The following is a 25469-nucleotide window of genomic DNA, read 5'->3' on the forward strand; positions in this document are numbered from 1 at the left end:
CTACCGCTACGGCGGCTGAGCCTTTGCAGGACCGACTAAGTGATGCTTCAGTTAATCCAGAACGGGTTATAAATAAGCTATTAGCCCAACAAGCAAACGAGACATTAACTGCAGAAGACTGGTTGGTCATTAGTGAAGCGCAACTTCGTCTGCGTAATAAAGACGCTGCGATGGATGCGATAACACAAGCATTGAATAAGACAGATGATCCCTATTTACAAGCGCAGGCGTTTTTATTAAAAGCGCAGGTATATGGTATTTTGTACCGAGATACGGTTATCGCAATTACTCAGCTTGAACGTGCTGAAATACTGCTGCGTAACGCAGAGGATCGAGCAAGTTTAGCCCTTTATAGCGACGTGTTGCAAAATTTTGCCCAAGCCTATAATCAGCTAGGTAATATTCCCAAAGCCATACCTTATGCCGAGCAAAGTTTAGCGCTGGCTACAAAGCAACAACAACCCGATGCTGAGTTAAAGGCCCATATCACACTTGGCCGCCTGATGTTGCAGAACAATGCCTTTAGCCAGGCTTACCAACATCTTAACCTGGCGCTAATGTTGGCGACTCAATTACAAGATAACGACGCGCTAGCGTCTATTCACCTGCGCCTGGGTATGGCTTATCGTAAAATTGAATACCACACTCAGGCATTAGAGCATTTACTTCAAGCTAAAACGCGCTATCAACAGTTAAATAGGCCCTCAAGCTACACCTATACCCTAATTTATATTGCCGAAACCTACCTGGAAGACGCCAAAACCGCAGGCGAAGCAGCAAGCTACCTTAACGAAGCGCTGTCATTGGCGCGAGAACAAGAAGATTTATTACGCGTTGGCATAGCTACTCTGGGTTTAGGGCGACTTGCCGTATTACAACAGAATGAAGAGCTTGCTTTAACCCGCTTTAATGATGCACTGCAATTATTCCGACAACAACAAGTACAAACCTATTTTCAGGAAACCGCCATCGCACTAGCTGAATTGCTGTTAAAGCGCCAACAACTTGAGCCGGCGAGCTTGCTGCTATCAGACGCCATGCCGCATATCGAGCAATCAGCAACCTACTTACGCTACAGGTTTCATGATCTCATGGCTAAATTGCTGGCCGCTAAAGGAGAATGGGCAAGCGCATACAGCAACATGCAACAAGCTAATGTCTTGCGCTTTGAACAACAGGCAGAAAAAAGTAAGTTGCAGTTAGATGTGCTTAACCAAGGCTTGCAGCAAGCCCTATCCAGTAGCCAGCTGCAGACAGAGCGAGATCGGACAGACCTGATTAATCGTCAACAGCAGCATAATATGTACTGGTTAGTCAGCGCGGTTATATCAATGTTACTAGTCGCACTTGTATTAGCGCTTTGGCTTACTCGACGCGCACTGCAGATTGCAAAGACACAACATCTCTATGAACCGGACTGGCAAAGTTTTTGTCAGCGTGTACAGCCACATGCAAACAAAGCGGCAATAAGCTTGGTGTGCCTAACGCCGCGCAACAGCCAACTAATGAAGTTTCATTTTGGCGAGCAACAACTGCAGCAGAAAGTCCGGCAATTTTTACAGCAACAACCGCCTGGCATTATTTTAACCAGTGGCGTTTATGATGATGTGCTTTGGCTGGCAGTAACTGAAACTGACAAGGTTGTTAAAAGCTTACTGCCCGTATTATTGGCTCAGTTTGGCCAGCTTTTGCCACCAAGCATTACAAATATGGGCATTATTAGCCTGCAGTTGCCGCTACTGCAGCTGCAACACAAACCCTGGTCGACAGCTGAGTTGATGTCGCTACGCGAAGCATTTTGGCTAAGCGCAGCGTTATGTAACCATAAAAACGATAAAAACAGTCTCCATTATATTATGGAGCTACACAGCACTCAGCATGACGCATGCGAGTGGCGCAGTAGCATGTTAAGACAAGATTTACTCAATGCGATTCGGCTTGGCAGTATTGAACTGACATGCAACGACGTCCTGTTAGATTCTACTGCTGCAGATGACCTGCCCTAACTCAAGGCCTGTTTGCTCCTTGTAGCCATAAAGCATTCGGTAATACATAGCTCACGGGTTTGCCCGTTTTAGGGCAAACAAACGCTAAGCTAACAGCCTGAAGCGCAAGACCGGTGAGGTCTTTATTGTCTTTTCCATATTGCGGATCACCCATAACCGGATGCCCTGCCAGCGCAAAATGACGCCGGATTTGGTGTTTACGCCCACTAATTAAGTCGACATCTAACCAACTCTGTTGGGCTTCGCTGTCAACGAGACGCAGAGAAAAACGGGTTAAGCAGGGTTTGTCATCCAGCGCAAAACGTAACTCGCCTTGTTGCAATAAGCTGGGCGGTAATTGCCCTTTTACCTTGATCAGGTATGTTTTACTGATCTGCCTTGCCGCAATGAGTTTACTAAATGCTGCCGCCGTATGTTTGGTATGCGCGATTATCACAAGTCCACTGGCCTCTCGATCCAGTCGGTGTAATAAAAATACCTGTCGCTTCGAGGAGTAATGCTGTTCAACTGCGCGTAACAGGGACATATGATCACCCCATTCATTCCCCTGCGACAGCATACCGGCCGGCTTAAACCAAACACTGTATTGCTGCTGATCACTTATCAATATTGCAGGCTCGCAGCTACGCTGTAGTAAGTCTGCATCGTAATGCAGTTGCAACTGCTGCCCCGCTTTTAATGCAGTTTGCGCCCGGCGTAAGCGCTTTTGTGGCTTACCACTTAACAATACCGCGCCTTTGGCCATGGCGTCTTTTAGCCTTCCTTTAGACAGTTCAGGCAATTGCTGGCTGAGTAAGTCAATTGCATTAATGTTGCTCTGTGCCACCACAGTGCGGACCAGTTTCATTGCTTTACACATCCTTTACATTGAAGTTCAGTTAAAATTCATCGCGCCAGTCTGTAATAGTAACAAAGCAAACGGAGATCCTGTTATGAAAAACATCTACCTGGCACTATTAAGTTTCGCATTGTTACTGATGGTTCAAACCGCAAACGCGAACAACAGCGTGACTACTGAGCGGCACAACAGCGCAAAAAAAATCAGCCGTACTGTGGCGAAGCAAACAGAAGCTGCGAATCAGGCGTATCAAAGTCATGTCTGGTTTCACAGTATTGATATCTTTTTCAGTGGCGACATCAATGCCAATGGCTACTACCATAGACTGGAAGTTGAATTTGATGCCGATACCTCGCTGCCCTATCAGCAAGTCTTTGCTGAATTTACCTTGCTACCCACTTATGGTGGAGAACGCGTGTTTTACACCAGCAGTGTATTTGAACTATACCGCGATAGCCCAGATGACTGGCTGGCTATTGATACCGTATTGGAAAATCAATTTAACCCAGACGATTATTTACTTACGGTACGCTTATTCGATGCCAGTACAGGCTATCTGTTGACTGAGATATCTGGCTTTGATAACGCAAACCTGGACTATATTCCATTGGAGGATTACAACCATGACAGCTACCTGCCCCCGCCAACAGTAGAAGTCTCGGCGGGTACAACTGGCATATCAGTGCTGCTGGCATTATGCTTAGTGTTGATTAATCGTTCACGCCAAACGGCTAGCGGAGCAAAATGAGACCCGTGTTGCTATGCTTGTTACTGATTGCGCCGCTATGTATAGCGGCGCCGTTACGTTTGAGTTTACAATCAGAAGCAGAACAGCTGCAGTTCCATTACCGCTTCGACGATAGCGAACGATCTGAAGAACTTATGTTCAGCATCGACAACAGCAGCTTGAATAACCATTTTCGTCAATTTCGGGCATTAAAACCTGCGTTGATGCAGCAGTATCTTTGGCGGGACTTACGTGAGCATGTCGCTAAATATCCCGGCGTTCGTTTGCGACGATTAGCAGGTAAAAACGCATTACGCTATGAGTTAGAAAGCCGCGATAATAGTACATTACTTAAACTGGACACCGAGTTAGCGCAATTGTTAGTTGAGCGCAGAGCCTATTATTTACACCAATACTACTACACAGAGCTAACATTGCCTTGGGGCACAAAGGTGATTATTCCGGATCACCAGCGGCTGATGCAAGATAGCCTGACTGATTTACTGCCAGTAGCAACAGCTTGGCATAAGAAACTCGTAAACATTACCACCCGCCAATCGTTAGCTATGCTAACAAATTGGGTGCAACAAATTCCTTATCAGGATTTAACTGATCGTAATAATTCTGCCGGCGCAAGTTTCAGCCCTCCCCTGCGGCTATTGCAAGAGAATCGAGGTGATTGTGATAGCAAAGCCGTTTTATTGGCCGCAATATTGCGCATGCTCTTACCTGATGTAAAACTCGCGATAATATATCTGCCAAAGCATGCAATGCTGGCAATTCAGTTACCCACTGCGGCAGAAGATATGACGGTCACCATCGAGAACAAGCCCTATTTGTTGGTTGATGCCACAGGCCCGGCTTCATTGGCACCCGGACAAATCAGCACACAATATCGAATGTATACCGAAAGTGGTCAGTTCGGCTATCAGTTACTCTGATGTCTTTCTAACATCGCTTACCCGATCAAACACTTCGTTCCAGCCATACGGCACACGACGCACGCCTTGAGCGCGCCCCTGCGCAAGCCTCTCAATATGCACAAATAACCGGCTTGAAGGAGATAATGTACGTCGCCGATAACGATATTGCATCACCAGCAAAAACACCCCAAGCAGTAGCGCGTAACTTAACCAATGCCACAGCAATTCTTTTAAACCGGAAGTAAATACATTGGTTTTTTGCTCTAACTGGCCTATTGACCAAGGCATGCTGCTCAAACGCTGAATTTGTAACAGATGTTCATCAATACTTTTCATGGGCTGCTGTAATGAGCTGTTAATCAACTGACCCGATTGATCCAGTAACATAAATACCGCGTCTTGGTGTTGCTGATACAGTGGTGCTAGAAGAGATTCAAGTGAAAGCGCAAAAATAAACCGACCTACTCTATTGTCGTCAACGTATAACGGCAACACAACGGCAACCTGCTGAGGTAAAAACTCAGGGTAAAATACCTGGCCGCGTTCATAGTTTGGCTCAGACATATTATCACGGCGCCATTGCAGCAAATGGTCGGCAACATAATCTGACCACTTCGGCAAACCGTTGTATGCAAACCCCTGTTCTGACACATAATACATACCAACCAGATGCGGCTGTGTTTCCTGCGCCAGTTCAAAATAAGGCTGTAGCCGCAACAGCAACAGCATTTCAGTATTGGTATTACCGGCAGAGTCCATGATAACGCCGACATCCGCTAAGCCATCTTTGAGCTGCAGTATTGGTAAGGTGGTATCGGTTTCCAATGGTGGAATAGTGAGCTTTAATAATGCAGCGCGTCTTACCGCTTCCATAAAAGCCAGTACCGGGCCAAATTCACTATCAAGTTGATTTCCCACCGCAGCTAATCGCACTTTATTTTGTAATACTGTCGCATCAATACTACGAATATAATGCACTACAGCACCAAAACCAGACAACACTAACAGTAGTAAGATACCTATAACCATGCTTCGGCGGTATTCAATATAGACCGGATTTTTCATGCAACTCCTTTGCACATCTAAACAAAATTGAAGCTAAAACACACTGAAATAGCCTAGTTGAATCGCATCATTAGTCAATAAGGCTATTTATTCAACCTATTTTGTCATAAATTTGTTTCAGCAAAAGAAGCCAGCCTGCTGCGAACCACTCCGTTTAGGTTAATAGTGGTGCTGCCTTCAAAATTTTTAAAACGCTCGACAATATAAGTTAAACCCGACGTCACGGCAGTAAGGTAATTACTGTCAATTTGTGACAAGTTGCCAGAGCAAATAAGCTTAGTACCTTCACCACAACGGGTAATAATGGTTTTCAGTTGCGCTGCACTTAAGTTTTGACACTCATCCAATATCACTATGGCATTTTGAATACTGCGTCCGCGCATAAAGTTGACTGATTTAAACTGAATATTCGCTTTCTCCATAATGTAGTTAACACTGGCATGCGGATGTTCGTCCGTTTTGTGAAGTACTTCGAGTGAATCCGTAATAGCAGCAAGCCATGGCGCCATTTTCTCTTCTTCAGTACCGGGTAAAAAACCAATTGATTCGGCAATCTCAGGTGTATTTCGGGTGACAATAACTTTGTCGTACATACCTTTTTCGATCACCAATTCTAACGCGGCCGCTAACGCTATTAGTGTTTTGCCACAACCGGCAGGGCCGGTCAGTACAACTAAATCCATATTGGGGTCGAGTAATGCTTGCATGGCCATCGCTTGGTAAATGTTTTTTGGGTGGATACCCCAGGCATGCCGGTGCATAAGACGTTCATAGCCAAAATCTAAGATTTTGATTTCTTTTTCAGAAATGGCGACGACTTTGCCAGCAAACCCTTCAATCTCGTCTATCAGGTATTCATTAATATAAGCGTTGGGTAGCACACTGCGGTTGACGTAATGATAGGTTTCTCTGTTTTCATTTTCACTGCGGCATTCACCCACCTGGCTCCAAAAGTCGCCCGGAAACTTGTAGTACCCTTTGTATAAAAACCGTACGTCATCAATGAGCTGATCGGTGCGGTAATCTTCAACCAGTTTTAACCCTGCGCCTTTGGCTTTAAGGCGCATATTAATGTCCTTTGTTACCAAAATAACCTTGGTTGGGCTTTTTTCACGCTGCAAATACAGAGCAGTATTAATAATAAGATGGTCATTTTCGCCACCGGGTAAGCCAGGAATTTCATCGGTAATATGGTGGTCGTTAACAATAAACAGATGTCCACCTTGCTTCTGTTCACCTTGTCTGGGCATGGCAACGCCTTGCAGCATTTGTTCAGGAGAGGCATCTTTCAACACATCCTCTAGTGCGCGAATAGCAACTCGGGCATCACGGCTGACATCTTTATTGCGATCTTTTATATGATCAAGTTCTTCCAACACCGTCATTGGGATAACAACGTCATGTTCCTGGAAGTTGAGAAAGGCAAAAGGTTCGTGTAGCAGGATATTGGTGTCGAGAACGTAGATTTTCTTGTCTTTAATTTTTCTTCGTGCCATACGGCTCTCCTCTTCGCCCGGCGCAGGTCACTGTACCTGTGCCGTAACATAAGCATAGTGCAACAAGCCAAATTTGCCTGAGTCGACTGTCAAATTCACTGTAACTTCAGGTACTCACACTGTGTCTGGTAGTTATGTCAGCTTAATGACAAAACCCAGCCTGCGATTAAGTGCAAATTGAGATGCAGCCGGCGGTGATTCCTAGTACCATAGCGCCCCCGTTTTAGCTGATAGGGTACACAATGAATTTTGCTCTGGGACAACGCTGGATTAGCGATACAGAATCCGATTTAGGTTTAGGCACGATAGTTGCGCTGGAAGGTCGCCATTTAACTCTTCTCTTTCCGGCCAGTGGCGAAACGCGCCTTTACGCTCAGGCAGAAGCACCATTAACCCGAGTGCAATTTAATATTGGCGACGAAGTTGCCAGTGCTGATGGTTTTACCTTGCAAATTAGTGCAATTAAAACGCTGCACGATACCCTGGTGTATTGTGGTACCCGGTTGGATGACCAGAGCTATGTTGAGCTACGCGAAACCTTCCTTGATCACTTTATCAGCTTCAATCAGCCGCAGGACAGGCTGTTTGCCGGCCAAATTGACCGCTTTGATTGGTTTACCTTGCGCTATCAAGCTTGGCAGCACCTGCATCAGCAACAACAAAACCCGCTGCGAGGCCTCTCTGGCCCACGGGTTAGTTTAATACCACATCAATTACACATTGCGAATGAAGTGGCGCAACGGCATGCCCCACGTGTTTTGCTGGCAGATGAAGTAGGCTTGGGTAAAACCATTGAAGCAGGCTTTATTATTCACCAGCAACTGATCAGCGGTCTGGCTAGTCGGGTACTCATTATTGTACCTGACTCGTTGCAACATCAGTGGCTGGTAGAAATGCTGCGACGCTTTAATTTGCATTTTTCTGTATTTGACCAAGAGCGTTGTGAACAATCATTGTTGGATAACCCCAACCCCTTTGACACTGAACAACTGATATTATGCAGTTTGTCCTTTTTGAAAAACCAGCCTCGCTGGCATCAGATGGCGGTTGAAAGTCAGTGGGACTTACTGGTTGTTGATGAAGCACACCACTTACAATGGAGCGAAACGGCACCAAGCGAAGAGTATCAGCGCGTGAGCGCTTTAGCAGCGAATACCGCAGGTTTAATTTTACTAACCGCGACACCGGATCAACTGGGTCACGAAAGCCACTTTGCCCGCTTAAAACTGCTCGACCCAGCACGTTTTCATAGCTACGACGTGTTCCTGAAAGAAGAGCAAGATTACCAACATATTGCTAAGGTCGCAAAACCCCTGTTGGAGCAACGTAGCCTCACTGCAGAAGAAGCCGGGGCGCTTCGTTCAGTGCTGGCTGAAACGGATATTTCTCAGTTGTTGGCGTTAGTAACCAAAGCACAAACAGAACCAGAGCAACATGCTCAAGCCTGCCAGCAATTACTTTCGCAGTTACTTGATCGTCACGGCACTGGACGTATTCTGTTTCGCAATAGTCGCGCCAGCGTTAAAGGCTTCCCACAGCGTTGTGCGAATATGATACCGCTTGCTTTACCTGTTCAATATCAAAATGCCTTAAAAGTGCATTTTAGCCTTAACCCGGGTCTTAGCGAGCTTGAGCGTGTAACAGCCAACTTATTTCCAGAGCAAGTATTGCAACAATTAGATGCTAGCAGTACGTGGTGGCAATTTGATCCGCGTGTGGACGAATTACTGGCGTTATTAAAAGCACACAAACACGATAAATTTTTATTAATATGTGCCCGCGCCGAAACCGCTATCGCATTGGAAGAGGCCGTTAGATTGCGTGAGGGTATTCGTGCTGCCGTATTCCATGAGGGTATGACTATCGTGGAACGTGATAAAGCGGCGGCTTATTTTGCACAAGAAGAATATAGCGCTCAATTATTATTGTGTTCAGAAATTGGTAGTGAAGGCCGTAACTTCCAGTTTGCGCATCACCTTGTGCTATTTGATTTACCGCTAAATCCTGATCTATTGGAGCAGCGTATCGGCCGGTTGGACCGCATAGGTCAACGCGAGGATATTCAACTACACCTACCTTTCTTTGCTGACCATAGCCAACAAATACTGCTCGATTGGTATCAACAAGGACTGAATGCCTTGGAGCAAACCTGCCAGACGGGCCGCAGCGCTTACGAGCATTTTGCCAATCAATTGTTACCATTACTTGCAGAGCCAAAGGTAGATAGCCTTGCAGTAACAGCACTGATATCCCAAACGCAACAATGGAATTTAGCGTTAAAACAGACGTTGGAACAAGGTCGGGATCAGTTATTAGAGATCAACTCCGGCGGCGGTTTAGCGGCTCATACCCTGGCAGAAAGCCTCGCCGCGCAAGACGACGATACCGCGCTGCCAATGTTTATGTTTAAAGCATGGGATATGTTGGGTATTAATCAGGAAGACCGCAGCGATACCAGTATTATACTAACCCATTCCGAACATATGCACTGCGCCAGCTATCCCGGATTGGGGGACGATGGCGTCACCGTCACGTTCGATCGAAGCACCGCGCTAGCTGAAGAAGATGTGCAGCTGCTAAGCTGGGATCACCCAATGGTACGCGGCACCTTAGATATACTCACTACAGAGCCTCATGGCAGTAGCTCAGTCGCCATCCTGGCCAATAAAGCCTTACCTGTAGGGAGCTATTTGTTAGAGTTTAATTTCATTGTAGAAGCCAGTGCACCGCCGGCTTTACAACTTAACCGCTACTTACCTGCAACACCATTACGGTTGTTAATGGATAAAAATGGTAACAACTTGTCGGGCAACGTTAGTTTCGAACAATTAAATAAACAATTAAAACCCATTGGTAGACAAACGGCTAGCAAGCTGGCGGGAGCTCTGCAGACTCTGGTACACCCGCTGATTGCAAAAGCCACCAGTATCGCTGAAGCTCAGGTAGACGCCATACGGTTAAGTGCCGATCAGCGGGCGCAGCAGGTGCTGCAAGAGCAGCAGCAACGTTTAGTCGCCTTGCGCCAATATAATCCGTCGGTACGCGAGGATGAAATTACCGTATTAGAGAGTCAACAACAGCAACTAACGCACTATATTGCTAAGGCTCGACTGAAACTTGACGCCCTTCGCCTTATTGTTGTGAGCCACGACTAACCATGTTGCTGCATTATGCACCGCCAATGTCGCCTTACCTGGATATCCTGTATCAGGATGATGCCTTGGTGGTGTTTAATAAGCCTAGCGGCTTACTAACTGTTCCGGGTAAAGCGCCGGAGCACAAAGACAGCTTAGAGTTTCGCGCCCGTCTGGTCTGGCCTGGTGTTCGTATAGTACACCGACTGGATATGGCCACCTCTGGTGTTGTTGTGATGGCGCTTACGGCAGATAGCCAGCGAGAGTTAAATCGCCAGTTTCAGCAACGTGAAACGCAAAAACATTATATCGCCTGTGTATCAGGGATAGTGCCAGCAGATTACGGAAGTATTGATTTGCCGTTAATATGTGACTGGCCTAACCGGCCAAAACAAAAAGTATGTTATGAATACGGCAAAGCATCACTCACACACTATGTCGTATTAAATCGTAACACCACCTCAAGTCGTTTAATGTTGATACCAGTAACCGGACGTTCTCATCAATTGCGTGTGCATTTACAATGGTTAGGGCATGCGATCCTGGGCGATAAATTTTATGCCGATTCAGAGGGGTATCTTGCAACGGAACGCTTGCAACTGCATGCCGAAAAACTCACATTCCGCCACCCCAGTACCGCAGAGCTCATCGTCTGCGTTTCACCCTGCCCATTTTAATCACAAATAAATCATACCCATATTAACGCAAGGTTCATGTAATTCGTGTATCATGTGTGCAATATGTTGTTAGCATGCTCGAATCTACTATATTTAAAATGAAGCGCAGGAGCCACATTGAATAATGTGTTTGCAATGCGAGTATGAGTCTAAGGAGAAATGGATGAAACTTAATAAAACGTTTTTAGCAGTTGCAGCTGCCTTCCCACTGTTTAGTGGCGCAGTTGTAGCCGATGATGTTGCTAGCGCCGCTCAATTAAAAGAGCGCGTATTCGGCTCATTGTTCACCGAATACTACCGGCCAGATGTTGACAAAACATCTTCTTCTGCTTGGAACTATATGGATAATGACTGGGGATATGGCGTAGAAGTAGGCTATTATCTGACAGAACAGTGGGCTTTACGCGCTGAATTTGCCAAACTGAATTTGCAATCTAAATTAGACGGCTCAGACTCTGATGGCAACCGCATTGGTTTTGATGCGATGTTTCATTTAACCCGTTACCCATCAGTCTATTTGGTGGGCGGTTTGATGCGTATGGATGCGGTGCAAAATACTACTGCTGCTAATATTGGTATTGGTTACAAGCATTTCTTTAATCAAAACCTTGCCGTGTACGCTGAAGGTAACCGTTATCAGGGCATCGATGAAACTTATGCTGATGCCGGCTTCAAGTTAGGCCTGACATACCTGTTTGGTACACCTGCCGCAACGCCTACACCTGCGCCTGCGCCTGCGCCTGCGCCAGTAGTAGCACCGGTAGTTAAAGCTGCACCAACTGATGCTGATGCAGACGGCGTAATGGATAGCGCGGATAAGTGTGCAAACACGCCAGCCAACCACAAAGTAGACGCTACGGGTTGTACTATTTATCAGGAAAAAATGGCTTCTGTCGGTGATATTGATATCGAAATCCTTTTCCCATTCGACTCAGCTGTTGTAACAGAAAGCCAGCGTTCTGATGTAGAAAACTTGGGTGCATTTATGCAACGCTTCCCTGAATCGACTGTAATGATTGAAGGTCATGCATCAAATATCGGTAATGCCGCTTACAACATGCGCTTATCTGAACGTCGTGCTAACGCGGTTGCTGAGATGCTGAAGCAAAACTTCAACATTGCTGAATCACGGATCAGTGCGGTAGGTTACGGTGTTACACGTCCTCGTGTTGAGGGTAGTACTCGTGCTGCTCATAAAGCTAACCAGCGCATTGAAGCTAAAGTAACAGCGAAAATTAAAGAACCCGTATTACGCTAATTACGCGTTTTAGTAAAAAAGCCGCTGTATATCAGCGGCTTTTTGTTTTTTGCTAATAATTGCCAACATTTTGGCTAACCAGATGTAAAGTAGCTGTGCTAGCATAAACGTAGATATGTAGTCGCTGCTGTCTGACGATGGCGGTTTATCGGTTGTGTCGGGCTGCTCTGCAATTCAGCTGAGGAAATGCAGTTAGCGCTAGAACGGTTGGGGTTTATCGTGCTTAAATATCATCATCTGCTTTATGGCGCATTGTTGTTTTCTAGTCTTGCTGTGTCAGCGCAGCAAACCACTTTAGTTTCGCTAAGTGCCAATTCGCACGTGTGCAATGCAGAGAGCGAAATTGCCCGCTTGGCTGAGAATGAACAGTTACAGGAAATGGCGCGGGCCTTGGTCGAGTTTAAAGCGACCAAATATTGTTTCATTTTGCCAGATGCCGCCAATGTCACCATGCTGGATCAGCAGACTGGGTATATTAAATTCGACTATAAGTCCCAAATTCTGTTTACCTTTAGCAAATACGTTATTGCAACCACCATGGCAGCCAACACTAACTAAAGATAAATACCCGCCGGCCGATAACACTACATCGGGGTTTAAGGCAGCAATTATGTCCAATAGTATTGTTTACAGCTTGGTTATTGCAGTGTTTGTCTACATTACGACTGGCAACGCATACGCAGCGTCAACTACAGAGCAAAATTACACTGCTGATTTGCTGCGGCAATTACCTAGTGATGAAATTCTGGAACTTTCTGCATCGCAACAAATCTTTATATCATTGCAGCGGGAAAGAATGACAAGCTACACCAAAGGCACGATAATTTTTCTGCCCGATGCCAGCGAGCATGCCGCAAGCCCTAAACATATAGATATGTTGCGCCAACAACTGACTTATTACGGTTGGTATACCCTTGCATTAATGCCTCCAGCGCTACCTTTGACACTAGAGCAAGACACGCTAACAGATTATCAGCAAATCATTGCCGAACGAATGAGTGCTGCACAACAGCAAGCACAACAACACAGCGGTGCTACCATTGTTATTGCACAAGGCAGCAGTGCTGCCATACTTAATCAACTCTTTGCCACAGCGCGACTGACAGAACCTGCTGCCTTCATTATGCTAGGAGCCTTTCTACCAGACCAAAAACTCAACCATGACATGGCCAAAGCATTGGCAACACATCATGTGCCTACGTTGGATATCAGCCATGAGCAAGATAACAGTTGGGTTACCAGCCAACTACCCTTGCGTCGTCAACTGGCAAACAAGCATATGAAAGCGGTTTACCGGCAGCGCCTGATTAATGGCTCCGGCTATAACGACACTTCGCAGCAATGGGTGCTGCAAGAAATCTATGGCTGGCTAAGCTCGGTGGGTTTATAACTCAACGTCGACTGCGCTGCTGCTTTATCAACTCATATGCCGCCTGAATATCCTGAGTTCTGCGCTTAGCAACATCCAACATTTCGGCAGGCACGCCTTGTGCCATCAACTTATCAGGATGATGTTGCGACATGAGCTTTCTATAAGCCTTTTTCAATAAAGCATCGTTTATATCTGGGGTTACTCCCAGTAATTGATAAGCGTCAGCCAGTGTATCACGAGGCACTTGTCGGCTGTCGGCGCGGGATGAAAAACGATTTTGTGCCTGATAGGCCTGCAACATTTTATCCAGTTGCAGGGTACTAAAATTAAGGTAACCAGCAACTTGTTGTAATAAACTATATTGTGCTGATGTTGATTTCCCATTCACGCAAGCAATGCTCAGCTGAATTTCCAAAAACAACTGCAAGACATCCTTTCGCCGACGGTATAGCTGATAAAATTGCTGCAACTGTTGGCGCAACGGGAAGTTTACAGCTTTACCATCACGAAATGCAGCCTGGGCTTCTTTTTGCTGTTGAGCGCTTAATCCCAACTGCGCCATAAATAGTGACGCTTGTTGAATATGAGCTGAGGTGACAACACCTGTCGCTTTAGCCAGGTGCCCCATAGTGGCAAAAGTGGTATAGCGAAATACGCCCTGCTCATCTACATTGTCGTTAAACAATCCATAAAAACCACCATTTTGCTCAAATTTCTGTTTAAACGCACGGTCAAACCAATGGCCTATTAGTACCCCTAGTAGCAAACCAGGCAGCTTTAATAGCGCCAAACCAAACAAGGCACCAAGAATTTTACCCCACACAGTGTTACCATTTCCCTATTAAATTGCTGTCTGGCCGTGTGACAACACTAGAATGCAATAAAGCCATTACCACTATATCGGATTAGCAGGAATACTAAAATTGATTTATCATACCCAGTCCGCTGCAATCATTACGTTTTTAACATATTAAGTAAGGCAAGAGTAACTGCATGAAGCATGGGTTAGCTGTGGGTTTTTTATTATGTTTTTTTGCTACCAGCTCACTGGTACACGCAGAAACTGTGCCAGCGGCGATATGCTATATCCCTGCGCAACCGCCGCCGGCATTAGCAAGATTAGATGCCAACGATACAACGGTCAGTATCACCTCGGATATGGTTTCTCTTAGTGAGAATCAACGCGCGCAATTTAATGGCAACGTTGAAATTACTTATCGGGATACGCTTTTACTTGCGCCTCGTGCCAACTTTAGCAGCACAACCAACACGATGAATGCCGATGGTGGGTTAGATTATTTTAACAGCACATTACAAGTTAGCAGCAGCCGATTCAGTGCAAACCTGCAACAAAACAACGCCAGGTTAGATGATGCCAGTTATCAGTTTTTAACACAGGCCGGGCGCGGCTTTGCCAAACAGCTAACGGCTAGCGAACAACAAGTTTTATTAAGCGAAGCATTATTTACCACCTGCCCAAACAATGACAGTAGCTGGGCGCTGCATGCCAGCGAGATTAATATCGAAGCGGAAGAAGGTTGGGGTGAAGCACGCCACGCCGTGTTTAAAATTAAAGATGTGCCGGTATTATATTTGCCTTACATCACGTTTCCGGTAAACGAACAGCGGCGCAGCGGTGTACTTCTGCCCAAAGTAGGAAGTTCGCAAAAGTTAGGTTTAGATGTCGAGCTACCTTATTATTTTAACTTGGCGCCCAACTATGACATGACCTTCACACCACGCTATATGAGTAAACGTGGCGCACAGTTAAAATCAGAATTTCGTTACCTGTCAGCAGAGGATCAAGGTAACTCGCAACTGGAATACCTGCATTCTGACAATGAAAAACCAGACAACTTTGGCGCACGTTATTTGGCTCATTTAAGCCACCTAAGCGACTTTACCCCAGAACTTCGTGCCTATGTTGATTATACCGATGTTAGTGATGATGCTTACCTTAGTGAACTTGGGTCAGACTACACTAACCAAAGCGACACTCAATTACTGCGCGAAGCAGCGTTAAGCTATTACGGAGAGCAGGTAAATTCCCAATTACGCGTGCAAGGCTTTGAGATTTTAGGCAATTATAATAAATCTTATAGCGCCTTACCTGAACTAGCGCTGTCGTCGGCAAAGCCATTGGCGCTATTACCCGGAGTAAATTTTTCCTGGCAAGCGCAATATGCACATTTTCGTAATCAACAAGCTGATATCAACTATGCAAACCGCGTGCACCTAGAGCCGTCTATTGCCTTTCCGTTTGTTACGCCTGCCGTTGAATTTACCGCAGAAGCGAGTTTACTTTATACTTACTATCAGCAAAATGCAGCCAATATTGACAATGATATCGCAACGTCAGTCAGTCGTACCGTACCCAAAATCAGGCTAAATTCCCGTTTAAACTTTGAACGAGAATACGACTGGTTTGGTGAACCTGCGCTGCAAACCTTTGAGCCGCAAATTCAATACTTGTACATACCTTATCGAGACCAAAGCGATATAGGGCTTTATGATACGACCAGGCTTCAGGATGACTATTATGGCCTGTTTCGCATTAATCGTTATTCAGGGATCGACCGGATCAATGAGGCGAATCAACTTACTGTAGGTTGGACCAGCCGATTTTATGACAATGTCGACAATGAACTATTTCGCTTCAGCCTTGGCCAGATATTTTTTCTTGAAGAACCTACCATTGCATCTGACGAAATCGATGATTTGAGTTCAACCGAATCAATGCTCGCAGCAGAGTTAATTTGGCACTGGTTCCATAAGTGGTATTTTAGCACTGCAGTGCAGTATGACGTAGACAGCGATGAAGTGATGAAAACCAGCGCATCTCTTGATTACCGTGCAAGTGACAAAAGTTTATTTCAATTGAACCATAGATACAGCCGCGCAGTCTCAGGCTTGGAAATCCAACAGTTGGGTATGGTTGGAACCACGCAAGTGGCTCAAAACTGGCAATTGGTTGCCAGTTACTATCGTGATTTAACAAATCATCGTATGATAGATGTTAGTTTTGGCGCGCAATATGAGTCATGCTGTTGGGCTTTACGCTTGATTGCAAAACGCCAGGTGCTGACAGACCTTGAGCTACCCATTGACAATTTTACCCAAGCCAGTCAGCTAGATACCAGCATAGGGATACAGTTTGTTCTCAAAGGCTTTGGCGACAGCGCAGGATTTGGCGTTACAGATATGCTGTCAAACGGAATATTCAGTTACCGTCGACCATACTTACTAACTAATTGATGTAGGAATTTATGAAGTTATCACAATTATTCACCACAGCACTGCTGTGCTGTGCCAGTTTCAATAGCCTTGCTATAGAACGTGAAATTGACAGCGTTGCCGCTGTAGTGGATAACAGTGTTGTTTTAACCAGCGACATTGACGAGATTGTTGAACGGGTTAAACGCAATGCTGAAGCGCAAGGTCAAACTCTGCCATCCGATGCCGCATTGCGCACACAAGCGACCGAGCGTTTAATCTTGACCAGTTTGCAATTGCAAATGGCCCAACGTATGGGTATGCAGATTAGCGATGCTCAATTAGACGACACTATTCGTAACATTGCTCAAGAAGAAAAACTATCACTTGATGCTTTTCGCCAAAAAGTGACTGCCGAAGAAGGCAACTATGCGCGTTTTCGTGAACGTTTGCGAGATGAAATGATAACCGGAGAAGTGCTGCGCGCTAACGTACAACGTCGTATCTATATCAGCCCGCAAGAAGTAGAAAGCATGATCAAGCTGATGGAAGAACAAGGCGCAACCAGCGAGCAATATAATTTAGGCCATATACTCATTGCGATTCCGGCGCAGGCAACCACTGAGGACATTAGCTCAGCCAAAGATCGTGCCGACAAAGTCATGGAGCTACTGCGCTCTGGCAGTGACTTCAAGCGTATCGCAATTGCGTCATCGTCAGGCTCTAACGCCTTGGAAGGTGGGGAATTGGGGTGGATGAATATTAATGAAATGCCAACGCTGTTTTCTGAAGCTATCCGTGGTCGCAAGAAAAGTGATATTGTAGGTCCTCTGCGCTCTGGAGCAGGCTTTCATATTTTAACTATTTTTGATATCCGTGGCGAAAACGTAGCAGCTATAAACGAGGTTAAATCTCGTCATATTCTCATTAAACCTTCCATTATTCTCAGTGAAGAGCGCGCACGCACCATGCTTACAGAATTCGTTAAAAAAATTCGTGCTGGTGATGCCGACTTTGCCGAGCTTGCCAAGCAACATTCTGAAGATCCGGGTTCAAAATTGAATGGCGGTGAGCTAGGCTGGAGTGAACCCACGGTGTTTGTTGGTGCATTCCGCGATACGTTGAATAGACTCGCAATTGACGAGATTAGTGAACCATTTCGCACTGAACATGGTTGGCACATTGCACAAGTTTTAGATAAGCGTACCGTTGACGCCACAGCGGACAAAAAGCGCGAGCAAGTGTACCGCATGATATTTAACCGCCGCTACAATGAAGAAAGCACTAACTTTTTACGTGAATTACGTTCTGAAGCGCATATCGAAGTGATGTCGGAGAATTAAATGACGCTGCGTATAGGGGTTACCCCCGGAGAGCCAGCGGGTATCGGTCCTGATCTGGTTATTAAGCTAGCTCAGCAAGACTGGCCGGTAGAGCTTGTTGTTTGCGCCAATGCCGAACTACTTACTGAGCGTGCGCGACAGTTGCAACTGCCGCTGCAGTTACGGCCATATAACGCAGCAGCAGTCCCTAAACCGCAACAGGCAGGAACCTTGACGATTGCTGACTTTGTATTGCATGAGCCAGTGGTAGCAGGTGAGCTTAATGCTGCTAACGGTCAGTATGTCGTTGACACGTTAAGCTTTGCGGGTGAAAAGTCTATTAACGGTGAGTTTGCCGCTATAGTTACGGGGCCTGTGCACAAAGGTATTATTAATAAAGCGGGAATTCCATTTAGCGGCCATACCGAATTTTTTGCTTTGCAGTCCAACACACCTTATGTGGTGATGATGCTGGCGACAAAGGGCCTGCGTGTGGCGTTAGCGACAACCCATATCCCACTAGCCTACGTCGCTAAAGCGATTACGACAGAGCGGCTAACCAAAGTAATTAGTATTTTGCATACTGACTTACAACAAAAATTTGCCATAGCATCACCCAGAATATATGTTTGCGGCTTAAACCCTCATGCTGGTGAAGATGGACATCTTGGCCGGGAAGAGTTGGATATTATTATCCCAACACTGGATACATTGAGAGCACAGGGTATGGATTTAGTAGGCCCTTTGCCGGCAGACACCTTGTTTCAGCCAAAATATCTGGACGACGCCGATGCTGTATTGGCCATGTATCATGACCAAGGACTCCCCGTATTAAAGCATATGGGTTTTGGTCGCTCGGTCAATATAAGCCTTGGTTTACCGCTGATCAGAACATCGGTAGACCATGGCACCGCGTTAGATCTTGCTGGCACAGGTAAAGCAGATGCAGGCAGTTTATTTCATGCTGTAAACCAGGCCATAGCATTGGCCACCAAAACGATGACTCAACATGACTGATAATGTACATCAGGGCCACCGGGCCCGTAAGCGCTTTGGCCAGAACTTCCTGCATGACCCAAACGTGATAGGCCGCATTGTAAAAGCTATTGCACCTAAACCTAACGACGTATTAGTTGAAATAGGCCCGGGGTTAGGCGCATTAACCGAGCCCGTTGTAGAAGCTGCAGGGCATCTGACGGTTATAGAGCTGGATCGTGATTTAGCTGAACGACTACGCCATCATCCTCAAATGGCGGATAAATTGACAATACATCAAGCAGACGCGATGAAATTTGATTTCACCAGTTTGGTACAAGCAGGTCAGAAAATTAAAGTGTTTGGTAATTTGCCTTACAACATTTCTACACCCTTGTTATTTCATCTCTTCCAGTATGCTGATTTAATAGAAAACATGCATTTTATGCTGCAAAAAGAAGTCGTACAACGTATGACTGCCAGCCACGGCAGCAAAGCTTTTGGGCGCCTAAGTGTAATGACACAGTATTTTTGCCACGCTATGCCGGTAGTGGAGGTAGGGCCTGGTGCGTTTAAGCCCGCACCAAAAGTAGATTCAGCGGTTGTAAGACTATTACCTAAAGCCATAGCAGAGCGTGCGCCAGTGCCTGCAGAAGTACTAAATCGGGTTTGCCTCGAAGCATTTAACCAGCGCAGAAAAACTATTCGTAATTGTTTTATTAACTTTGCAACAGCAGAGCAATTGTCCGAGCTCGGGTTAAACCCAGGATCACGTCCGGAGCAACTGAGTGTTGATGACTTTACTCGCATCGCACAGTGGCTCCATCAACGGGAATCAGAGGTATGACATCACATTTTAATGTCCCGGTTGAAGTAGAAACATTCTATATTGCGGCACAATCTGACCCATCGTCTGATCGCTATGTTTTTGCTTATACCATTACTATTCGCAACCTCAGTGAAGAGTCGGTTCAATTGTTACGACGCTACTGGTTAATTTCTGATGCCAACGGTAAACAAACCGAAGTTGAAGGCGATGGTGTTGTTGGTGAACAACCAAACCTGGCTCCTGGTAGCAGCTACCGCTACACCAGCGGTGCAGTTCTTGAGACCCCCGTTGGCACAATGCAGGGCCATTATGAAATGGCAACCTCACAGCATGAGCGTTTTAAAACGGATATTCCTTTATTTAGACTGTCTATGCCTAACATTCTCAACTGATGGCGACTTATGTAATCGGCGACCTGCAAGGCTGTTATGACGCGTTACAACGATTGCTTTGCCATGTCAATTACCAACCTGAGCATGATAAGTTATGGTTTTGTGGAGATCTGGTTGCCAGAGGCCCACAGTCTTTGCAATGCTTACAGTTTGTTAAAAGCTTGGGGGAAGCAGCTGTTACAGTACTTGGTAACCACGATTTACATCTTTTAGCCTGCTACTATGGCGTGAGCGAGATAAAAAAGCAGGACTTACTACAGCCAGTATTCGAAAGCCCAGAGCTAGAAAGTATCGTTAATTGGCTGCGCCAGCAACCGTTATTGCATGTCAGCGCAGACCAACGTTTTATGATGGTGCATGCTGGGCTTGCGCCTGCATGGTCGCTCCAGCAAGCTATAACAATGACACAGGAAGTTCAAACACAACTCAAGACGGATCCGTTGCCAATATTACAAAATATGTATGGTAATAAACCGGAACATTTTCACGATGCAACTACGGAGCAACTGCGATGGCGCTTCACAATTAACAGTTGTACACGTATTCGATTCTGTCGCCAAGACGGTTCTTTAGAACTTAAAGAGAAAGGACACCCGCGTAACCAGGAGCAACTCGTACCTTGGTATGAGTTTTGGCGCAATAAACTGCAAGCTGAACTATTTTTTGGCCACTGGGCAGCGTTAAACGGGTATAGTCCTATTATCAATATACATGCGCTTGATACTGGCTGTATTTGGGGAAATGCACTTACTGCATACTGCATTGAGACTCAACAGCGTTATAGTGTGGCAGGTTTAGCGCGGACGCGGTATATTTAACATCATCATCCAAACTTGTTCAGTGTAGACAGTTGAACTAGGTCATTATTCAACACCACAATATGGGAGTTATTATGAAGTTAACCGTTGCATTGCGGGTCATTGGTGGCTTTGGCATCATCGCGTTACTCCTGCTGATTATCGGCGGCACAGCTTATGTCAGCTTGAACAATATCAGTAGTTCCACTGCTGAAGTTAATAAGGTGTCTATACCAGCACTCGAAAATAGTGCAGCAATGCAAAGCGAGTTTGTTGTGATGAGCAAGCTTAGCTTGCAGGCATTTAATGCAACATCGTTGTCTGAGATTGCTGCTTTTAGGCAGCGCTTTAATGATGAACAACAGTTGTATAAGCAAGCATCTGAGCGTTTAATGAATGCCGTGCAGCAGGAGGCTACATTAAAATCTGCAGCAGCTTCGGTCGAAAAGTCCTATGCTAACTTTACACCTGTGACGACTCAATTGTTCGAACAGCTGGAAAATAACCTGCGGTTGCGCGACGCCATTGATAAGAAAATGGAAGAGTTGGAAACACAGGCCGACGATATGGCATCGCTGGTGCTGGATTTTACCGACATTCGTGATGTTAAACGCCGCTTTCCTGATTCACTTCAGGCAGCCGCGAGTATTGAGACAGGCATTAACACCCTTGTAAGTAATGTCGTTGATTTGAATCGAACCTTGTCCCGCTCCACGGCGACTACCATTAGCAATGAAATTGCATTCCGGTTGAAAGATTTAAACGATCAGTTTGCCCTTATGCAAACGGAAACTTCCGGCCAGGTTAACTTGGTAAGTGATTTAGAAGAAAAAATAGCTGAGATTAATGGTTTGCTAGGTGGTAACAACAGTATCCCGGCATTAAAGCAGAAACGGTTACAAAGTACTGATGATGCAACCAATTTGCTAGCGTCTGCTGAGGAGCAAACTGCCAGTGCGATGAAGAGCTTAGCTGGATTGTTAAATCAGGCCAGTCACGCAGCAGAAGTTATTCAGAATGATTCAACGTCGCAAGTTTCTAATGCAATAACCTTAATTTTTGTTGTGGTATTAGCATCGATCCTACTGGCCATTTTTATTGCCACAGTGACAGTGCGCAGCATTTCAATTCCGTTGGCGAAAGTGAATCAGATACTTGGTGTTGTTGCATCGGGTGACATGACACAGAAACTTGATGACAGCGCACAGGATGAGTTTGGTGATTTGGCCCGTAACTGCAATAAAGTTATTGCGAACTTACAACAGCTAATTCAGGGTATCATTTCGCGCTCTACTCAATTAGCGGCAGCTTCTGAACAAACCTCAGCAATTACAGTGCAAACTACTCAAGCTATCCGAGAGCAGAAATCTCAAGTAACTCAAGCCGCTACTGCCACTACAGAAATGAGTAGCACAGCGCAAGGTGTATTGCAAAGTGCTAACGATGCTGTAGCTGAAATTAAAAACGCTGACAATGAAGCTGAGCGTGTTAAAGGTATTTCGGTTGAGAATAAAAATATTATCCTTCAGCTTTCACATGAAGTTGAACAAGCATCGGTGGTGATCAACAAACTGCACAAAGACAGTGCCTCTATCGGCAGTATACTTGACGTTATCCGCGGTATCGCCGAGCAAACTAACTTGTTGGCACTAAACGCTGCGATTGAAGCCGCCAGAGCCGGGGAACAAGGTCGCGGTTTCGCGGTAGTTGCTGATGAAGTTCGCTCGCTCGCCAGTAAAACACAGGCGTCAACTCAAGAAATACAAGCCATGATCCAAGTGCTGCAAAGTGGTGCTCACGCTGCAGTAGAAGCGATGAATAAAGGTAAAAAGCAAGCTGAAAACTGTGTAGAGAAAACTGAAATTGCAACAAAAGCACTGGATTCTATTACGCATGCTGTGCACTTGGCGCATGATATGAGTGAACAGATTTCTGACGCTGCAAAAGAGCAAAATCAAGTATCACATGAGATTAGTAAATTACTTGGATCTATTGTATCTATTGCTGAAGAAACAGCCTCAGGCGCAGAGCAAACATCAGAGTCAAGCCATGAAGTTGCACGCTTGGCAGAAGAGCTACGCGTATCAGTAGAGCAATTTAAAGTGTAACTGGCTATGAGTTTATAAAAAAACCGCCAAATGGCGGTTTTTTTTAGTAGTTATTAATCGCCATCACCGGCGCGACTTTTTAATACCGCCAATAACGGCGAGGCAGAAAATCCATTAGACTCAGCCCAGTCAATATCGCCAGAACCTGATATAGATGAGCCTGGCAACTGTTTTACGATAAATTCACCTACATCCACCGCTTCTTTTTTGAACGCATAGCGAATCATACTTTCACCATCGCATACAACACCGTCATAAATATTACGTAAACGAAGACGATAGTCACTCAGTACCTTACGTAAACGACTTTTATCATCTGCCGCAACATAATCACATATAGAAGCAGCTAATTGATCATCGGCTACCGCAACCGGGGCTGTTAATAGTGATAATGTAACTGCAGCACCGCAAAACAAAGTTGGCAATAATCTCATTTACTACTCCTCACTAAATATGACTTAAATCATCTTATCAACATGTATCTGCCTGTGCAAACTCATGACGCAATTAGTCTAGTCGTTGTAACGTTATAAAGCGACAGTGATAAGGATTCGTTGTATCAGCCTTATGCTCAGATTCTGCTGTTACCTGCCAAGAGGCAGCATGGTCAGCCTGATAATCTGGAAAATAAGCATCGCCATCTGTCTCAAGATCAATTTTAGTCAGATACAGACGCTTCGCCAGTGGTAAACATTGATGGTAAATCTGCGCACCACCAATAATCATGATTTCAGCCTGCTCCTGTAACAAAACAAATGCTTGCTCGAGACTCGTCACCCATTCTGCGCCTTGGTTTTGCTCCGGTTGCTGCCGGCTGATAACAATATTACGACGGCCTGGTAGAACACGACCGATAGATTCAAAGGTTTTTCGCCCCATGACGACAGGCTTACCCATTGTCACTTGCTTAAAATGCTTGAGATCTGCCGGCAAATGCCAAGGCATTTGGTTATCTTTGCCAATGACCCTGTTAGCAGCCATCGCGGCAACCATTGAAATAATCATAAAGAGTTATCCTAACGCTGATAAATGACTTCTACGTCGTAATCATCATCATTGAAATCATCGTCATCATCGTCTTCGTCATCTACTACTTGCTGAACATCGTTAGGACTATCATCCCATTTAAAGTTAACCGGATCTGTTACTTTATCCGCAGGTTCGTCAGCTGGCAACAATTCAATATAATTTAAAACGTCAGCCGCCAAACGGTCGGTATTGGTACGACTGGCTGCAGCAATTTTAAAGACCGGACCATCCCAGTCTAATGCAGACGTTACCTGTTCGATAACTTCTTGCAATTCATCATCCATAACCAAATCAAGTTTGTTAAATACCAACCAGCGAGGCTTACCAGCAAGCTTCGTACTGTACTTAGCAAGCTCTTGTACTATCGTGACAGCGTTCTCAGCAGGATCTGAACCATCAGCAGGCAGAACATCAACAACGTGTAACAATAAACGACAGCGTTCAAGATGCTTCAAAAATTGAATACCAAGCCCCGCGCCTTCTGCTGCACCTTCAATTAAACCTGGAATATCCGCGATAACAAAAGAGCGATGTGATTCAACCCTAACCACACCCAAATTTGGTACTAGTGTGGTAAATGGGTAGTCAGCCACTTTAGGTTTAGCCGCTGATACAGCACGAATAAGAGTAGACTTACCCGCATTTGGCAAACCTAATAATCCAACATCAGCGAGTAATAACAGTTCCAAACGTAGGTTACGGATTTCACCTGGTGTACCGTTAGTTTTCTTGCGAGGCGCACGGTTTGTACTGCTCGCAAAGCGCGCATTACCTAAACCATGCCAACCGCCTTTAGCCACGCGCAAACGCTGGCCATGGCGCGTTAAATCGCCAATAACCTCATCCGTATCAACATCAACAGCCCGGCTACCAACCGGCACCCGGAGTTCCAAATCTTGACCACGCTTACCAGTGCAATTCACACTGCCACCTTTTTCACCAGGCTCTGCGCGATGAAACTTTTCAAATTGATAATCAACCAGCGTATTCAGGTTTTCATCAGCAACTAAATAAACGTCTCCGCCGTCACCACCATCGCCGCCGTTAGGGCCACCCTTTGATACAAATTTTTCCCGTAAAAAACTGATAATACCATTGCCACCGTCGCCGGCTTCAACTCGAATTATCGCTTCATCTACAAACTTCATGGGGTGCGTCCTGATTAAACGGTTTAAACCAGCCAACAGCTAACTGGCGATAAGTATAACTTAGGTTACTGAAAGGTGTTGAAAAATCACGATTTGACATGTCAACGACACCTTATTTAATAAAAAACCCCGCACCAGGCGGGGTTTCTTCGAAGTTTTT

General features: G+C 45.5%; 22 protein-coding genes. 15 read left to right on the forward strand and 7 right to left on the reverse strand.

The window, feature by feature from the left end; all coding sequences use genetic code 11:
- Nucleotides 1-23: 23 nt before the first annotated feature.
- Complete coding sequence (locus H595_RS0103260) at nucleotides 24-2006, forward strand: tetratricopeptide repeat protein (RefSeq protein WP_169338533.1); 1983 nt, start codon at nucleotides 24-26, stop codon at nucleotides 2004-2006.
- 1 nt (nucleotide 2007) lies between these two features.
- Here H595_RS0103260 and H595_RS0103265 read toward each other — a convergent pair whose 3' ends face one another.
- Nucleotides 2008-2853 carry an RluA family pseudouridine synthase gene (locus H595_RS0103265; RefSeq protein ID WP_027669900.1) on the reverse strand — a complete coding sequence of 282 codons (846 nt, stop codon included), beginning with the start codon at nucleotides 2851-2853 and terminating at the stop codon, nucleotides 2008-2010.
- A gap of 85 nt (nucleotides 2854-2938) precedes the next feature.
- On the opposite strand from H595_RS0103265, the gene H595_RS0103270 reads away from it, so the two are divergent.
- Both H595_RS0103270 and H595_RS0103275 read left to right on the forward strand, forming a co-directional pair.
- Nucleotides 2939-3592 carry a choice-of-anchor H family protein gene (locus H595_RS0103270; RefSeq protein ID WP_027669901.1) on the forward strand — a complete coding sequence of 218 codons (654 nt, stop codon included), beginning with the start codon at nucleotides 2939-2941 and terminating at the stop codon, nucleotides 3590-3592.
- The gene (locus H595_RS0103275) at nucleotides 3589-4512 is read left to right on the forward strand and encodes a hypothetical protein (protein WP_027669902.1); all 924 of its coding nucleotides are present in this window, start codon (nucleotides 3589-3591) and stop codon (nucleotides 4510-4512) included. Before H595_RS0103270 ends, H595_RS0103275 begins: the two co-directional genes overlap by 4 nt.
- Here the strand turns inward: H595_RS0103275 and H595_RS23390 are convergent.
- Together H595_RS23390 and H595_RS0103285 are read right to left on the reverse strand one after the other, a co-directional pair.
- Nucleotides 4504-5559, reverse strand: a complete 1056-nt coding sequence (locus H595_RS23390) for a cache domain-containing protein (protein WP_027669903.1) — start codon at nucleotides 5557-5559, stop codon at nucleotides 4504-4506. The genes H595_RS0103275 and H595_RS23390 overlap by 9 nt on opposite strands.
- Nucleotides 5560-5663: 104 nt before the next feature.
- Entirely contained in the window at nucleotides 5664-7055 is a 1392-nt protein-coding gene (locus H595_RS0103285) for a PhoH family protein (protein ID WP_027669904.1), read from the reverse strand.
- A 242-nt stretch (nucleotides 7056-7297) separates the two neighbouring features.
- Here H595_RS0103285 and rapA point away from each other — a divergent pair, with 242 nt between their 5' ends.
- The 5 genes from rapA (at nucleotide 7298) to H595_RS0103315 (ending at nucleotide 13514) form a co-directional block, all read left to right on the forward strand.
- Entirely contained in the window at nucleotides 7298-10210 is a 2913-nt protein-coding gene (rapA, locus tag H595_RS0103290; protein ID WP_027669905.1) for an RNA polymerase-associated protein RapA, read from the forward strand.
- A gap of 2 nt (nucleotides 10211-10212) precedes the next feature.
- Nucleotides 10213-10866 (forward strand): pseudouridine synthase, encoded by a 654-nt coding sequence (locus H595_RS0103295; protein WP_027669906.1) that lies wholly within the window; start codon nucleotides 10213-10215, stop codon nucleotides 10864-10866.
- 163 nt (nucleotides 10867-11029) lie between these two features.
- On the forward strand, nucleotides 11030-12124 hold the full coding sequence (locus tag H595_RS0103300; RefSeq protein WP_027669907.1) for an OmpA family protein: 1095 nt from the start codon (nucleotides 11030-11032) through the stop codon (nucleotides 12122-12124).
- A gap of 186 nt (nucleotides 12125-12310) precedes the next feature.
- A complete protein-coding gene (locus H595_RS0103310; RefSeq protein ID WP_240474819.1) occupies nucleotides 12311-12682 on the forward strand; it encodes a hypothetical protein in 372 nt (123 codons plus the stop codon).
- 52 nt (nucleotides 12683-12734) lie between these two features.
- Nucleotides 12735-13514: a DUF3530 family protein gene (locus H595_RS0103315; RefSeq protein WP_037053544.1), complete on the forward strand. Its 780-nt coding sequence runs from the start codon at nucleotides 12735-12737 to the stop codon at nucleotides 13512-13514.
- Between the two features lies 1 nt (nucleotide 13515).
- On the opposite strand, the gene djlA is transcribed toward H595_RS0103315, so the two are convergent.
- Nucleotides 13516-14319 carry a co-chaperone DjlA gene (gene djlA, locus H595_RS0103320; protein WP_027669910.1) on the reverse strand — a complete coding sequence of 268 codons (804 nt, stop codon included), beginning with the start codon at nucleotides 14317-14319 and terminating at the stop codon, nucleotides 13516-13518.
- 170 nt (nucleotides 14320-14489) lie between these two features.
- Between djlA and lptD the strand changes: the two genes are divergently transcribed.
- The 7 genes from lptD to H595_RS0103355 all read left to right on the forward strand — a co-directional run bounded on the left by lptD (nucleotide 14490) and on the right by H595_RS0103355 (nucleotide 23132).
- The gene (lptD, locus tag H595_RS0103325; protein WP_027669911.1) at nucleotides 14490-16751 is read left to right on the forward strand and encodes an LPS assembly protein LptD; all 2262 of its coding nucleotides are present in this window, start codon (nucleotides 14490-14492) and stop codon (nucleotides 16749-16751) included.
- A gap of 11 nt (nucleotides 16752-16762) precedes the next feature.
- Complete coding sequence (surA, locus tag H595_RS0103330) at nucleotides 16763-18052, forward strand: peptidylprolyl isomerase SurA (RefSeq protein WP_027669912.1); 1290 nt, start codon at nucleotides 16763-16765, stop codon at nucleotides 18050-18052.
- Nucleotides 18053-19048 (forward strand): 4-hydroxythreonine-4-phosphate dehydrogenase PdxA, encoded by a 996-nt coding sequence (gene pdxA / locus H595_RS0103335; RefSeq protein WP_027669913.1) that lies wholly within the window; start codon nucleotides 18053-18055, stop codon nucleotides 19046-19048.
- Nucleotides 19041-19853, forward strand: a complete 813-nt coding sequence (gene rsmA / locus H595_RS0103340; RefSeq protein WP_027669914.1) for a 16S rRNA (adenine(1518)-N(6)/adenine(1519)-N(6))-dimethyltransferase RsmA — start codon at nucleotides 19041-19043, stop codon at nucleotides 19851-19853. The genes pdxA and rsmA overlap by 8 nt, the downstream gene beginning before the upstream one ends.
- Nucleotides 19850-20227, forward strand: coding sequence for a Co2+/Mg2+ efflux protein ApaG (apaG, locus tag H595_RS0103345; RefSeq protein WP_027669915.1), 378 nt, complete (start codon nucleotides 19850-19852; stop codon nucleotides 20225-20227). The genes rsmA and apaG overlap by 4 nt, the downstream gene beginning before the upstream one ends.
- Nucleotides 20227-21045, forward strand: coding sequence for a symmetrical bis(5'-nucleosyl)-tetraphosphatase (locus H595_RS0103350; RefSeq protein WP_027669916.1), 819 nt, complete (start codon nucleotides 20227-20229; stop codon nucleotides 21043-21045). Before apaG ends, H595_RS0103350 begins: the two co-directional genes overlap by 1 nt.
- Before the next feature lie 74 nt (nucleotides 21046-21119).
- Nucleotides 21120-23132 carry a methyl-accepting chemotaxis protein gene (locus tag H595_RS0103355; RefSeq protein ID WP_027669917.1) on the forward strand — a complete coding sequence of 671 codons (2013 nt, stop codon included), beginning with the start codon at nucleotides 21120-21122 and terminating at the stop codon, nucleotides 23130-23132.
- Nucleotides 23133-23185: 53 nt separating this feature from the next.
- Here H595_RS0103355 and H595_RS0103360 read toward each other — a convergent pair whose 3' ends face one another.
- The 3 genes from H595_RS0103360 to cgtA all read right to left on the reverse strand — a co-directional run bounded on the left by H595_RS0103360 (nucleotide 23186) and on the right by cgtA (nucleotide 25309).
- A complete protein-coding gene (locus tag H595_RS0103360; RefSeq protein ID WP_027669918.1) occupies nucleotides 23186-23566 on the reverse strand; it encodes a DUF3718 domain-containing protein in 381 nt (126 codons plus the stop codon).
- A 73-nt stretch (nucleotides 23567-23639) separates the two neighbouring features.
- The gene (gene folA, locus H595_RS0103365; protein ID WP_027669919.1) at nucleotides 23640-24137 is read right to left on the reverse strand and encodes a type 3 dihydrofolate reductase; all 498 of its coding nucleotides are present in this window, start codon (nucleotides 24135-24137) and stop codon (nucleotides 23640-23642) included.
- Between the two features lie 11 nt (nucleotides 24138-24148).
- Nucleotides 24149-25309, reverse strand: coding sequence for an Obg family GTPase CgtA (gene cgtA / locus H595_RS0103370; protein WP_027669920.1), 1161 nt, complete (start codon nucleotides 25307-25309; stop codon nucleotides 24149-24151).
- Nucleotides 25310-25469 lie beyond the last annotated feature (160 nt).

Source organism: Rheinheimera baltica DSM 14885, from assembly GCF_000425345.1.
Taxonomy (GTDB): Bacteria; Pseudomonadota; Gammaproteobacteria; order Enterobacterales; family Alteromonadaceae; genus Alishewanella; species Alishewanella baltica.

Excerpts from the sequence above, each read along its gene's own strand:
- H595_RS0103265 (WP_027669900.1), bottom strand. The coding sequence starts at position 2,853 with ATGAAACTGGTCCGCACTGTGGTGGCACAGAGCAACATTAATGCAATT.
- H595_RS0103270 (WP_027669901.1), top strand. The coding sequence starts at position 2,939 with ATGAAAAACATCTACCTGGCACTATTAAGTTTCGCATTGTTACTGATG.
- H595_RS0103275 (WP_027669902.1), top strand. The coding sequence starts at position 3,589 with ATGAGACCCGTGTTGCTATGCTTGTTACTGATTGCGCCGCTATGTATA.
- H595_RS23390 (WP_027669903.1), bottom strand. The coding sequence starts at position 5,559 with ATGAAAAATCCGGTCTATATTGAATACCGCCGAAGCATGGTTATAGGT.
- H595_RS0103285 (WP_027669904.1), bottom strand. The coding sequence starts at position 7,055 with ATGGCACGAAGAAAAATTAAAGACAAGAAAATCTACGTTCTCGACACC.
- rapA (WP_027669905.1), top strand. The coding sequence starts at position 7,298 with ATGAATTTTGCTCTGGGACAACGCTGGATTAGCGATACAGAATCCGAT.
- H595_RS0103295 (WP_027669906.1), top strand. The coding sequence starts at position 10,213 with ATGTTGCTGCATTATGCACCGCCAATGTCGCCTTACCTGGATATCCTG.
- H595_RS0103300 (WP_027669907.1), top strand. The coding sequence starts at position 11,030 with ATGAAACTTAATAAAACGTTTTTAGCAGTTGCAGCTGCCTTCCCACTG.
- H595_RS0103310 (WP_240474819.1), top strand. The coding sequence starts at position 12,311 with ATGCAGTTAGCGCTAGAACGGTTGGGGTTTATCGTGCTTAAATATCAT.
- H595_RS0103315 (WP_037053544.1), top strand. The coding sequence starts at position 12,735 with ATGTCCAATAGTATTGTTTACAGCTTGGTTATTGCAGTGTTTGTCTAC.
- lptD (WP_027669911.1), top strand. The coding sequence starts at position 14,490 with ATGAAGCATGGGTTAGCTGTGGGTTTTTTATTATGTTTTTTTGCTACC.
- surA (WP_027669912.1), top strand. The coding sequence starts at position 16,763 with ATGAAGTTATCACAATTATTCACCACAGCACTGCTGTGCTGTGCCAGT.
- pdxA (WP_027669913.1), top strand. The coding sequence starts at position 18,053 with ATGACGCTGCGTATAGGGGTTACCCCCGGAGAGCCAGCGGGTATCGGT.
- rsmA (WP_027669914.1), top strand. The coding sequence starts at position 19,041 with ATGACTGATAATGTACATCAGGGCCACCGGGCCCGTAAGCGCTTTGGC.
- apaG (WP_027669915.1), top strand. The coding sequence starts at position 19,850 with ATGACATCACATTTTAATGTCCCGGTTGAAGTAGAAACATTCTATATT.
- H595_RS0103350 (WP_027669916.1), top strand. The coding sequence starts at position 20,227 with ATGGCGACTTATGTAATCGGCGACCTGCAAGGCTGTTATGACGCGTTA.
- H595_RS0103355 (WP_027669917.1), top strand. The coding sequence starts at position 21,120 with ATGAAGTTAACCGTTGCATTGCGGGTCATTGGTGGCTTTGGCATCATC.
- H595_RS0103360 (WP_027669918.1), bottom strand. The coding sequence starts at position 23,566 with ATGAGATTATTGCCAACTTTGTTTTGCGGTGCTGCAGTTACATTATCA.
- folA (WP_027669919.1), bottom strand. The coding sequence starts at position 24,137 with ATGATTATTTCAATGGTTGCCGCGATGGCTGCTAACAGGGTCATTGGC.
- cgtA (WP_027669920.1), bottom strand. The coding sequence starts at position 25,309 with ATGAAGTTTGTAGATGAAGCGATAATTCGAGTTGAAGCCGGCGACGGT.